Genomic DNA, 12322 nt, shown 5'->3' on the forward strand with positions numbered 1-12322 from the left:
AAAATAAATGAACATTATAGGGGAAACAGAAAGATTACGCCTTGTAGTATTTGAGGAAAGCCATGTAGAACCAGCAAAGCTTTTTTGGGGAGACAAAGAAGTGATGAAATTATGTGGTGGCTCGGCTACCGTCGAAACATTGCCTAAAACGATCGAGTTTTATCACCACTGTCACGAAAATAATAATCTATCCGTTTATGCAGTGATGGAAAAAAGTACAGGAGGAATAATTGGAGCAGCTGGCTTCAATGTTGAAAATACAATAGAGGAAGTAGAATTGATTTATCATTTCAATAAAAAATCTTGGGGAAAAGGGTATGCAACAGAAGCCGTGGGAGCTTGTATGAACATTGTAAAACTTCATCCAAAGGTTGAACTTGTCTCAGCTTCTGCAAGCAAAGAAAATGTTGGATCCCTCAAAATTTTAGAGCGAGTGGGCTTTACTTATATGGGGTTGAAATGGTTTGAAGATACACAGCAAGAAGAGCCAGTGTATGAATGTAGATTGAATAAGGAAACTATATCACAATAGATTATAATATGCTTTTATGGAGGAATTTCGTGAGAATATTATGAAATTCCTCTTTATTTAATTGGCTATGTTAAAGAGTAGGGTTGATTTATGATACATAGAAAAAGAAATCTTTAAATTCGAGAGTAGAATTGATTTCCGCGCCAACCGGACGCTTTCCTCGGGGTGAGCGATAAGCCATCACCCATCGCTTACGCGCGTGGATGTGATGTCTTATCTGTCTCACTCATCCCCTAGGAGTCGCCGTCTGGCGCTCCAATCAATAAATGGGAACAGCTTTAATGCATCGATAAATTGCTTATAAATTTACTCGCATAAACTAAGCCGAAAAACTGTCACGAACTCCAATTTCATAATTTATTTTTGATCTTAATAATCATTTGAATGTCACTTTTATAATGTTTACAGTCACTATAAAAAAGAATGGTTAGTCAAAATCAACCAAAAAATTTAACAAAGCTATTTAATTTAATGGCACCATATTTCTTAAAGCCTACTTATTTAAGATTAGGTTAGCCTCATTTACAACACGGCGTACAAGTTGTTCAACCGTTTCCTCTCTAGCTAATGTTGGGCTTTGGCCCGACCATAGAGACATGAAATCTGCATTCTTTTGCTGAGTGGCCGCTTTTCTTAAGTTTTGGGTAAGAGCATTTTGGACGGGAAAGGGCGGTAGCTTGTTTTCATGCACATGCATTTCTTTCATAAAACGATTTTCAATTCCTCTTGCTTCCTTCCCGGAAAATGCTTTCGTACTCACTATGTTCTCGCTTTTTGCTTGCAGTACGGCTTGTCGATGCACTGGGTGTGCCCCACTTTCTTTGCAGGTTAAGAAGGCAGTTCCCATTTGTACGGCATCTGCTCCTAAACATAACGCAGCAGATAGTCCTCTGCCATCCATTATTCCTCCTGCTGCAATAACTGGTATCGATACCTGATCAGCAACTTGGGGAATCAGTGCCATTAAGCCAATCATGCTGTTAGGGGAATCTACTAAAAAGTTCCCACGATGCCCTCCTGCCTCACTTCCTTGTACAACTACAGCGTCCATCCCCGCCTGTTCGATAGCTATGGCTTCTGGCACAGTAGTAGCTGTCCCTATTGTCTTAATCCCGTTTTGTTTAAGATTTTCAATAGTTTTTTTGGAAGGAATTCCAAATGTAAAGGAACAAGCGGCCACTCTTTCTTCTATAACAATCTTTAGGAGTTCCTCATATGTTTGCTTTTCAATTTCTTTTGTAGGTAAGTCCGGTTCTTTCATTTTATGATTTAAAAGGAGCTCATAATTGTCTATTAGCTGCTTAGATTTTTCAACCTGGTCCTCATTCAATTCAAAATGCTCAGGAACGAACAAATTTACTCCGTAATTTGCATTCGTAAGTGCCTTCACCTGATTTATTTGCATTCGTAATTGATCAGGCTTTAAATATCCTGCACCAATCATTCCAAGGGCACCTTGATTGGAGACTTCACTAACTAGCACAGGAGTCGTAATTCCTCCAGCCATTGGCGCTTGAATGATAGGGAACTTTAAATCTAATGCCTTCAAAAAATTATTTCCTATCATAGAAAACCTCTCCTTATTTCAGTTCTTTTTAACTTTCCACTGTTCATAATAAGTAGCTTCAACAGATATCTTTTTTGTTCGCAACCATTCAAATGCTTTTAAGACTAAGGGCGAGGAATTTTCCGTCGATGTTTCCTGTTCCGAAATCCAAACAGCTCCTAGTGAGTCCTGTCCTTCAAACTGCAATGGTGCAGATATCGATCCCCCTACATGCTCAACTTCATAAAAAACGGCTACATGGTGTACAGCCGTGCCTTCTCTCCAATCGGTGTGAATAATAAAGTCAGCTGCTCCAATCTGTTTACGCACATCGATTAATAACCCTGTTTCTTCCTGGAATTCTCTTTCAATTGCCTCCTGCAGCGATTCACCTGTTTCTAAATTCCCACCTGGAAGGTCATAGCGGTTGATATAAGGGCCACCATTTTTCTGAATAACTAGAAGCTTGTTTTCATGTATACAGATACCATACACTCCAAACGCTCTATGAAAATTCAACTGAACTCTATTATTCCATCGCATAGCTTTTTCCTCTAATGTTTGCACAAACTTGTCCTTACCATTAATATAACTCTCCACATCATAAGGAAACTGCTGGGCAAGAGCTTTCTTTAGCTCACCGTATTTCTTGGCCTCCACAGAATGTTTTCTTAAATAATCTCTAAAAATAAGATGTCTCTCTATTTCAGGATTCCCTTGTTCATAAATATGTACATGATGAGTCCTATTGTCTCCCCCTTTTTAAAAGTAGCGTCGACCTGGTAAACCGTTTTCTCCTTTTGGGGTATAGCCAAGCGCAATCATTCTTTCATTGTACAAATCTACTCGGTTAATATCCCGAACAATTGGCATGATATCAATAATCGGCTTTGCGGAAATCCCTTCTATAGCAGTGCTCCCTATATGGTGAATTTCTAATAGTTCTTCCTTAAATATATTGTTTATATGCTCTGATTCGTGTTGAAAATCAGTAGCCCATTTCTTTGTAAACTCTTTAACTTCAACTTTTCTCATTATAATCCCCACTTTTATTTAAGAAGTTCTACTAAATCATTTTTATAGTCTATGACCATATTTAAAATGTTCATGTTATTTTCCTTTAAATCATTCATTACCTCTTTTGCAACAGCTTTTGCTAATTCATATTTTTCATGATTTATTTGCCCAGTAAGTAAAGCCTCTTCAAGCTCCTCTTCATCCACGAGAAAATAATCACCAGATGGAAGGACGATAATATCTAAATATAAATCATCCCACCAAGGTCCTTTAACGTCAATGCCTTGTTCGTGACATATATCTATATACCATTGAACTACCATTCCGGTATGATCGAACATCGTCGTCACCGTATAGTTTTCCCCCGATGGGTAAAGCTGTAGCCACATATACCCCTGGTCCGCAATACAAACTTTCTTTGCATCATAACTAACCCATAATGGGTTTGCCGTCTCTACTAAATGTAAAAGGGATGCCCCTCCAGTAAACTGTTCGGAACTAATCTCTACAAAAGTATATCGTCTTTTTAAAATTCTTGACCATCCCGGGCGTTCACCGTATTTTCTTATAACCATCCTAATTCTCCTTTAATAGGATAATGTCACTTCTATAGTGATTAAAGGTAAATCCAAATTGTTTAATCCATATAAATCAATTATCTCTGGGATTTCCCTTCTATTATTTAGTGTGATAGATACACTGTTGCCTTCTACAATGATCTCTCTGCGTTTAGAATCATACAAGGTATCTCCTTTTTCTATAAGTATATCGGTAGATAAATACATATAAGTGGCAATTGGAGTAAAGTGGATGAGTATGCCAACTCCTAAATCATCGTCCTCGTATATCCTATCTACCTTACTTTCTATATTTTCTTTGCTAGAACTAATATTTTTAAATAAATGAAACACTTCCATTCCCTCCTAATTGTTTTGAAACGTATAGGGTGCTGCTGAATTTAACAAGCTGTTTATTCCTCCTGGGTGATAGGGCATCCATTTATTAGCGGTTTCATGATCCACCCATCTTAGCTCTGCTATTTCATCTGGATATTGTATGCTACACTCTCCATTAAGTACGTTCATTTTGAATGTTACAAACAATACCTGGCTATCCTTGTGTGTAAAAAATGCTTCATTTAGTGCCACTACTCTCTCTACTTCCGTTATTAATCCAGTTTCTTCTTGAATTTCTCTTCTAATTGCTTGCTCAAGTGTCTCGCCAGGCTCGACTGTTCCACCTGGAAGTGTCCAACCTGCCCCCTTATTTTTGACCATTAGTATATTTTCTTCATTCCTATCCGTTATTAAGCCGTATACCACGTCTACTCTTTTCAATATATGATTCTCCCGTAAATTAATTTTTAGGAAGAGGGCTTAGACTCAATCCTTAAACTATTGAACAGCCTCAATCTAATAAAGAAATTATAACAAAATTGATAAATTTATGTTCTGAAATTTTAGAATATTCACCAAACAAACGTTCCGAGTCTTTAGGATTAATTTTCTAAAAAAAGGGTATATATTAATATATTTATTTAACAATTAATACGTCTCACTAAGAGTTTTTTCTTTGTATGGAAGAGCTTTTGGTGGGAGGTGATTAGTTGAGAAGAGTCTATGGAGTAAAAAAACTAACGACATATTTAGATTCTGTTGGCTATCCGCTCACAGAAGAACAAATCCACCAATTGATTCTAAATAAAGAAATACCACATCTTAGACCAATCGGAGATATTATAGTCTTTAATTTAGAACACATAGATTGGTGGATCAGTCACAAAAAATCTCCATAGAACAAGCCCTGCCTTTTATGGCAGGGCTCTAAATTTTTGGAAGTATAGTTTTAAAAGTTAGTTTTAGGACAGTAACCACAAGCCCCTTGCCCGGGGATATCCATCGACATACAACAGCTCCGTCGGATCGGCTGATTGACTAGCACTGCTGGATTTCTTCCTTTTGTATATTCATAAAAAAGAGATTTAGTTGAAAATGATTTCCAAGCCTCAGTACTCTCTAAAATTTCAATATCATCCATCGCCTGAGATGCAGTAGATGGATTCTCTAAAAGTTTTTCATATATTTTAACAATGGAAACAAAAAAGCTTTCCCAAATTACCAATGGCGAGATACTTGTTGTCTTTCTCAAATATTGAACAATCTCGTACCCTTGCTTCTTTAATATTTTCATAATCACGTCTTCTCGTTCTGTTTCTTTCACATAACGAAAATCATTTGGATTGATGAACATAGCAATGGTGTAGGCATCATACTCCTTGGTGACATCGAAATGAAGTTCAGTATGCTTACCATCCCAAATCATGTCATAAGCCGCTAACATATAAAATTGATTGGCAAAAAACATACCATATCTTTTAGCAAAATGAGAAACAGCTGCTACCTGATTTTCTGCATCCGTAATTCCTTGCATCAGTTTTGCAAAATCATCCTGGAAAAATTCTTTGCTGAGGCGTTCTAAAGTGAATAGTGTACGAAGCGGCCTAGTCGTATATATTCGATGTTCATTTAATATAAATTCTTGTTCAAACGTAATTGCTGGCATATTCTCACCTATTCAAATAATTTATTCAATACTTCTATTTTATCGGAAGGGACCGTCATTGCAACATTTCCAGCTTGAACGAGAGAAAACCCCTATATCGATTGCGGAATCGGTATAGGGGTGTATTCGTTATACCTCTAAAGATGTCTCTTTTGGAGTAGGAGCCATTTTGGAGATGATCATAGTTAACAGTACAGATACTACAACACCCCATAAAATTCCTAAGGCAAGTGAGGCAATAGAGCCAGCAACTATACCAACTCTTGCTCCCCAAACGGAAACCTGACTGTTACTTGAACCCATTGAAAATTCTTGACCCTTTTTCTTTTTCCAAAGTAAGCCGACAACTAAGACTGGCACAACTCCTCCGCCAGCCATCGAATAAGCCAAGGAGAATAAATCTATAATAGAGTCTGCCCAAATAGCTGTCCCAATTGTAAAAGCCCCAATTACGATAACTCCAATTCTCGTTAACTTTAAGTAATAGGAATCTTCCTTAGGTTTCATATTTGGAATCACTAAGTCGTTTACAATGACGACTGCGGCGGAATGTAAAAGAGAAGAAGCACTCGAGATAGCCGCTAAAAATATCATGATAAAAAACGCGAGAGCAGCCAATTGCGTCATTTCTTCTAAAATAAGCCAGGAAATAGCCTCATCTGCAGCTAAATTAGGATTCTGTATTTTTACTACCATTCCAGCTAGTGTTGCAAAAACAGTAAATACAATTGCTACTATTCCACTGATTAGCATAGCTCTGCTTGCTGCCTTCGGATTTTTTGAAGCAAAACACCGCTGCCAATATACTTGAGCAGCCAGTATCCCTAAAGTTCCTGTAACAAATAGAGAAATAACCTCTATAGCAGAAAGATTCATTTGAGCTAACTCGATTGCCCCTACATTTTCCAACCCACTTTTTAGGGTCGTAAAACTAAAATCCACTTTATCGAATACTTGTATGTAAAACCAAACAGCGATGGCAATGAGTATTCCTCCCTGTATGAGGTCAGTCCATACAACAGAATACATACCGCCAACTGCTGTGTAAATGATAAACACCGCAGAAAAAACCAATATCATCATAAGAGGATCTGCTCCAGTAAAGGCTGAAAATAGCGCCCCCATCCCCATTGCTTGTCCACTTACCCAAGCTATCATTATAGAGGAAGTTAAAATGGCTATTAAACCACGAGATAATCTATCTCCTATGATTAAATCATCCATCATTTCTGCTAGTGTATTATATGTAAACTTTGCCGCAAAACCTGCAAATACAAGTGCAAATAATATTTTTGCACCCTGTTCTCCAATGACGAATGGCACATTAGCTATTCCAATCTCATACCCCTTTGAGGAATGGCCTACGAAATTGCCGACCCCCATGATGGTCGCAATGTCTGTAAACAATAATAAGAAAAATGGCAATGTTCCACCAGCTATTGCGTAATGAGAAAAGCTTGTATCTGCTTTTTTCTTAAATAGGAAAGACATTCCTATAAAAGCTAATGATAATATTATCGTAACTGTCCATGTCCAAAACGATAAACCCATTAAATCCCCTCTCCTTCGTGGTTAATACAAATTTTGTTAATAAAATAAGTGAATTATTAAAAATTTGCTATTACTTTACTACCCAATACTTGATAGATATAAACCAGAAAAAAGAACGAATAAATATCTACTTATCTAATAGTAAGATTAGAAATTTCCATAAAAAATTGGGAGTCTCTCTTTTGCTAAAGAAATAGGCTCTGTTAAAGATTAGGGTTGATTTATGACGCATAGAAAAAGAAATCAGAGAGTAGAATTGATTTCCGCACCAGCCGGACGCTTTCTTACCCTTAGTCAAGTATTTATATCTTTATTTTAGGAGTTTAGGTATTTAGTTTGGTTGGGGAGGGGTACCCCTCCCCAACCAAACTAAATTTCCGCATACTAAATAGACCTAGCTTAAATTGCTTTTTCTTACTAGGCCAAATATGGTATAGTCAACCTAACGGTTACAAAATGGTCGTAGCCTTTTCGTAATCGTACATTAAGTCGTGTTGAATGAGGTGGAAAAGCATCTTCAAAAACTTATTCACACACGCGATACTCGCAACCTTATGAGGCTTTCTCTGGGGTTGCGTTTTTAATTTGTCATAATACTCCACCAGGTGGTTCTTTTTCTTTTTCCTCCACGAAAGCATCGTCTGTATCATATAGAACAAGATCCTTCGGAGGTTTTTGTTGCCTCGCTTATTGATTTTGTCTTTCTTGTAAATGGTCCCTGACTGATACCTCATCATATCTATCCCCACGTAGGCGTTTAATTGCTTATGGTTGTGGAAGCGGCTGATATCCCCCAGTTCGCCGATGATCCTGCCGGCTGTGACTTTTCCGATCCCCGGAATAGAAAGCAGGATTTGATATTCTTTTCGGTCTTTCGAAAGGTCATCCATCTGTTTGACCAACCGTGCTTTCTTCGCCTTCAGTTCAATAATTCTCTTGGCATAATCTCTTAGCTGCTCGCATCGCACATCCTTACGGCTGATTGCAGGATAGGAGTTCTTTGCCAGCTCTATCAAGGTCAGACTCTTTTCCTCTGCCTGTTTGACCGAGATATTTTTTCCGGTACTTTTCTTTAGACGATTGCGCAGAATCGTCTTAGAACAATCGAGCACCTCATCAGGGTGTGGATATGCTTGTACGATGTTCAGGAAAAGAACCGAGCTAGTCGAACAAAAGCTTTCTAGTTCTGGAAAACTAAGTTGTAAGATAGCATGCATCCGGTTAAACACATGTTCTACTTCCGCATTGACCTCTTCATAGTAACGGGTGAGGGCACGCATCTGGTCATAATAATCCTCCGCTGACTGATGGGTCTCCCTGCGTTCCTCCTTGAAATGGGACTTGGCCAATTCATGGGCATCCCCCTTGTCCGTCTTTTGCCTTCGCAACCTGGTCATCTGGATTTTAGCCTCCAGGGGATTGATACAGCAATAGGCATACGAACGGTCTTGGAGAAACCTTTCAAGCGGCTTGGAGTACGACCCGGTCGCCTCGAAAACGATTGCAGGTGCCTGGCCACGAACGGTTAGATCACAAAGGGTGCCATCTAATTCCTCAAAAGAAGAACGGTTGTGGAGAATTTCCCCTTCAAACTCACATTGTTTGTATTGGTTGTAGATCACTACGGTGCTTTTTCCCTTACTGACATCAAACGCTACCACATGTGTCATGTGTTTCTCCTCCTTTTATTTAGCCATAGAAGTCTTCACATCGCCCTAACGATTCCCTTTTCTTACACGGTCTCTAAGGATCCAACATACTAAACTGATTCTAATAGGGTTGTGAAGTTAGCCGGTTTCCGATACGGATTCAAAGATCCCAGCGTCCGGGCGGCTTTTCTTCACTTCTACTATAAAAAAATAGTAGCACAAACCATGGCCTTTGGTTTGTACTACTAATGTTAGTATGTTTCCTCGGGGTGAGCGATAAGCCATCACCCATCGCTAGCGCGCGTGGTTGTGATGTCTTATCTGTCTCATTCATCCCGTAGGTGTCGCCGTCTGGCGCTCCAATCAATAAATAGGAACATCTTTGATGCATCGATAAATTGCTTATAAATTTACTTGAATAAACAAAGCCGAAAAACTGTCACCAACCCCAATTTTATAATTTATTTATGATCTTAATAGTCATTTGAAGGTCACTTATATAATGTTTACAGTCACTATAAGAAAGAATTGTTAGTCAAAATAAACCAATAACTTTATCAAAGCTAAGAAATATTAGAAGTAGTTCGAACTTTGCCGGACCATTTTCGTGAAATATTTTAGAATACTAAAAAAATAGTAAGGTGGAGTTTTATAATGGATAGTAGAAGCTTACCAATGCAGGATTAGAAATCCTAAAGGAAAACAGCAAGTGGAATAAAATTAAATGTGAATGAATGGCTTGAAATGTAACCACCATTTCTTCAATTATCGGATCCTTAAGTAAAAATCATAGGCTAGTAAAGGCAGCTTTTCTTTCCTGTTTCACGAAGGTCACAAGTTAGTTGAGCAACGATTTTAACAGTGAAGTACATAAAAATTGGAGAGAAGTGGAAAGAATGAATAAAATATATATTATATCTGGACCAGCGGGGGCTGGTAAATCCACGATTTCAAAAGGGCTTGCAGAACAGTTTGAGAATAGCGCCTATATTGAAGGTGATTTAATAAATCATATGGTTGTTGGAGGATATCTTCCTCCTTGGAAAAGTAAAGAATCTCTATCGTTAGTTTGGGATAATATAGCCGATTTAAGTATCAACTTCGTACAGGCAAATAAGGATATAATCATTGATTATGTTGCGTTTCCAGATGAAGTAGAGAGATTCTCTGAAAAGATTTATGCTGAGGTTAAAAACGCGGAAATTAGGTGCGTTGTTTTATGGGTCGAGAGAAAAGAACTTTTAAGAAGGGATTCTTTAAGGATCCAGGAACATCAGATGGGATTAAGGTGTGTAGAATTACTAAATGAATTTGAAGCTAAAGGAAAAAATAAACGCTTTCTCTACGATACAACCTACTTACAGCCATCTGATTTAGATGAAGCTTTTGTGAATATAAAAAACAATTCCTCTTTTAAATATTAAAGGCTATGTTCTATGGTTGGTTTTGTATGTGAAAAGTTACACTTTAACGAACGGGACAGGTTAGTTGTATAAGAGGTGTATTTGAAAAAGCAGCGAAATAGTAAATAAAGTTGAATTGTTGAGAGGGAGATTATTATGTTAGAAGTAAGAGCTTTAGAGAGCATAGATTATGAATTGATTAAAGAGGCAGAAAACGTTATTGAAAAGAATTATAGATACGAACGACATCACATTGGATCAGCGGTAAGGACGAAAACGGGAAAGATTTACTCGGCGGTACACGTTGAAGCCAATGTAGGAAGAATTACAGTATGTGGCGAAGCAATGGCTATTGGTAAGTCTATATCTGAGGGCGACCATGAATTTGAAACGATTGTTGCAGTAGCCCACCCTCATCCACACGAGGATATAGAAAAATGTTGGGTAATGCAATTAATACCAGAAAAATATACAAGTGATACTGAATGACCTTCTTAAATGTAGTGTAGTGAATTAATTTGAAAATCGTATAATTGAATACAAAGAAAAACCCCTTCTTTCAAATAAAACTAGGGGTTTTTGCGTTTTAATAGACTTAGGGATATGTGAAAAATAGGTGACTTTATTAAAGTAAAACTCCTGTTAATGAAACAGTGGTTGAACTATTCTGTAATCCTTCTTTAAAAACACAATAAAAATGTCAGCCTTTCCATGACAAGCTATTTACTCCGAAGACAAGAAGGATTCACCGCACCGTTTTTAATGTCGATTTTTTATTAAAATGAAAAAATCCTGTTTTGTGCTACCATACACGGTTATTAAATTTAACCAAAAATCTCAATATCTTCCAGATTCAATTTACTAAAATCGACCTTAACTCCTCCCATTTCATAGATAACATTGGATCTATTGTTAAATCCACCATGATCATCGTTGCCTACCGTTATTAACATATTATTTGTTTGACAAAAGTCAACGAGAACTTTTGTTGTTTCTTCTGTATGGGTCGTGTAATAGCATTCAAAGCCATCTGCACCCATATTTTTAAGTACTTTTAAACGAGGTACTATTTCTTTAAGATTGTTCTTCAAGTTTTCTCCGATGTGGGCAATAACGGCTTTACCATTTGCTTTATGTATTGCATTTATTACATATTCTATCGATGGAAATGACCTTTTTGATTGAACATGATAATCGCTGACGAGCTTAAAAAAACTAGAAACATTATTAACTAAATTTTTGGTTTTTAAGTAATCAAAACCTTTCCACCCACCGTTATTTATATTTCTATTGTAAGAGTTAAATTCCTCTATACTTATTTCCTGATAATCAACACTCATACTTTTGATTAATTCTAAATCAATATCAGCATAAACCGACTCAGATTGTTTGCAAATATTAATAATCTCTTTGTTTTCAAAATCGAAATCATAAGCGAGGACATGAAATTCTTTACCTTTAAAAGAGGTAGAAATTTCTGCACCTCCAATTAATTTAATTTTGTACTCTTTACACAATTGAACAAGCTCGTTATAAGCTGCTGTTGTGTTGTGGTCGCTTACACATAATAAGTCAATGCCGAGCTCTCTTGCCTTCTTGACAATTTCCTCAGGAGAACGGGTGCTATCGGAGTAGTACGAATGAATATGTAAATCTGCATACATTATAATTTCACCTCTAATTTGTAAATGGATGTCTTATTCCTTTTTTCTTATATACTATTAATTCTATTATTCGATGACGGTCATTTACCTTTATTTCATTTCCATTAAATATAATAAATACGAAATGAATTTCAGTATTCCTCCTTAAAATAAAAAACTATCAAAATTTACAGAACCTATTTTGCTTGTTATATTATTGTGGACAGTGTCGTATTGAACATGGAGTGCCTTAAATGGGCCTAGAGAAAATATCCTAGCATATTTTTTAAGTGTATTTAAAATCAACCCTTCCTTTTAACATAGCCATATTAAATTAAAGTGAGCTCGGAGACACGAGCTCATTTTATGTTTTGGCTATGTTATAAAGGCAAGATTTGATTGTTCACCAGATGGTTTTT

13 protein-coding genes and 1 pseudogene are annotated in these 12322 nt (G+C 37.0%); 4 read left to right on the forward strand and 10 right to left on the reverse strand.

Going from position 1 to position 12322, the window contains the following annotated elements; translation table 11 throughout:
• The first annotated feature begins 7 nt into the window (after positions 1-7).
• Complete coding sequence (locus tag NSQ95_RS12120; protein ID WP_342559698.1) at positions 8-532, forward strand: GNAT family N-acetyltransferase; 525 nt, start codon at positions 8-10, stop codon at positions 530-532.
• A 493-nt stretch (positions 533-1025) separates the two neighbouring features.
• Here the strand turns inward: NSQ95_RS12120 and NSQ95_RS12125 are convergent, their stop codons facing one another.
• From NSQ95_RS12125 to NSQ95_RS12150, 6 genes and pseudogenes are all read right to left on the reverse strand, one after another.
• On the reverse strand, positions 1026-2099 hold the full coding sequence (locus NSQ95_RS12125; RefSeq protein ID WP_342559699.1) for a nitronate monooxygenase: 1074 nt from the start codon (positions 2097-2099) through the stop codon (positions 1026-1028).
• Between the two features lie 18 nt (positions 2100-2117).
• Positions 2118-2621, reverse strand: a complete 504-nt coding sequence (locus NSQ95_RS12130; RefSeq protein WP_340885919.1) for an NUDIX hydrolase — start codon at positions 2619-2621, stop codon at positions 2118-2120.
• 18 nt (positions 2622-2639) lie between these two features.
• Positions 2640-3113 (reverse strand): annotated as a pseudogene (locus NSQ95_RS12135) (GrpB family protein); the annotation flags it as partial.
• Positions 3114-3127: 14 nt separating this feature from the next.
• Positions 3128-3670: a DUF402 domain-containing protein gene (locus NSQ95_RS12140; RefSeq protein ID WP_342559700.1), complete on the reverse strand. Its 543-nt coding sequence runs from the start codon at positions 3668-3670 to the stop codon at positions 3128-3130.
• 12 nt (positions 3671-3682) lie between these two features.
• Positions 3683-4006 (reverse strand): hypothetical protein, encoded by a 324-nt coding sequence (locus NSQ95_RS12145; RefSeq protein ID WP_342559701.1) that lies wholly within the window; start codon positions 4004-4006, stop codon positions 3683-3685.
• A 12-nt stretch (positions 4007-4018) separates the two neighbouring features.
• Positions 4019-4432 (reverse strand): NUDIX hydrolase, encoded by a 414-nt coding sequence (locus NSQ95_RS12150; RefSeq protein WP_342559702.1) that lies wholly within the window; start codon positions 4430-4432, stop codon positions 4019-4021.
• 269 nt (positions 4433-4701) lie between these two features.
• Here NSQ95_RS12150 and NSQ95_RS12155 point away from each other — a divergent pair, with 269 nt between their 5' ends.
• Entirely contained in the window at positions 4702-4890 is a 189-nt protein-coding gene (locus tag NSQ95_RS12155; RefSeq protein ID WP_342559703.1) for a hypothetical protein, read from the forward strand.
• Between the two features lie 50 nt (positions 4891-4940).
• Here NSQ95_RS12155 and NSQ95_RS12160 read toward each other — a convergent pair whose 3' ends face one another.
• The 3 genes from NSQ95_RS12160 to NSQ95_RS12170 form a co-directional block, all read right to left on the reverse strand.
• Positions 4941-5657 carry a Fe-S oxidoreductase gene (locus tag NSQ95_RS12160; protein WP_342559704.1) on the reverse strand — a complete coding sequence of 239 codons (717 nt, stop codon included), beginning with the start codon at positions 5655-5657 and terminating at the stop codon, positions 4941-4943.
• A gap of 129 nt (positions 5658-5786) precedes the next feature.
• Positions 5787-7208, reverse strand: a complete 1422-nt coding sequence (locus NSQ95_RS12165; RefSeq protein WP_342559705.1) for a sodium:solute symporter family protein — start codon at positions 7206-7208, stop codon at positions 5787-5789.
• A gap of 449 nt (positions 7209-7657) precedes the next feature.
• The gene (locus NSQ95_RS12170) at positions 7658-8878 is read right to left on the reverse strand and encodes an IS110 family transposase (protein ID WP_342559691.1); all 1221 of its coding nucleotides are present in this window, start codon (positions 8876-8878) and stop codon (positions 7658-7660) included.
• 875 nt (positions 8879-9753) lie between these two features.
• Here NSQ95_RS12170 and NSQ95_RS12175 point away from each other — a divergent pair.
• The gene (locus NSQ95_RS12175; RefSeq protein WP_340883072.1) at positions 9754-10281 is read left to right on the forward strand and encodes an AAA family ATPase; all 528 of its coding nucleotides are present in this window, start codon (positions 9754-9756) and stop codon (positions 10279-10281) included.
• A gap of 135 nt (positions 10282-10416) precedes the next feature.
• Positions 10417-10749: a cytidine deaminase gene (locus NSQ95_RS12180; protein ID WP_340883071.1), complete on the forward strand. Its 333-nt coding sequence runs from the start codon at positions 10417-10419 to the stop codon at positions 10747-10749.
• Positions 10750-11084: 335 nt separating this feature from the next.
• Here NSQ95_RS12180 and NSQ95_RS12185 read toward each other — a convergent pair whose 3' ends face one another.
• A complete protein-coding gene (locus NSQ95_RS12185) occupies positions 11085-11924 on the reverse strand; it encodes a PHP domain-containing protein (RefSeq protein ID WP_340883070.1) in 840 nt (279 codons plus the stop codon).
• Positions 11925-12322 lie beyond the last annotated feature (398 nt).

It is taken from the genome of Psychrobacillus sp. FSL W7-1457 (assembly GCF_038593405.1).
Classification (GTDB): domain Bacteria; phylum Bacillota; class Bacilli; order Bacillales_A; family Planococcaceae; genus Psychrobacillus.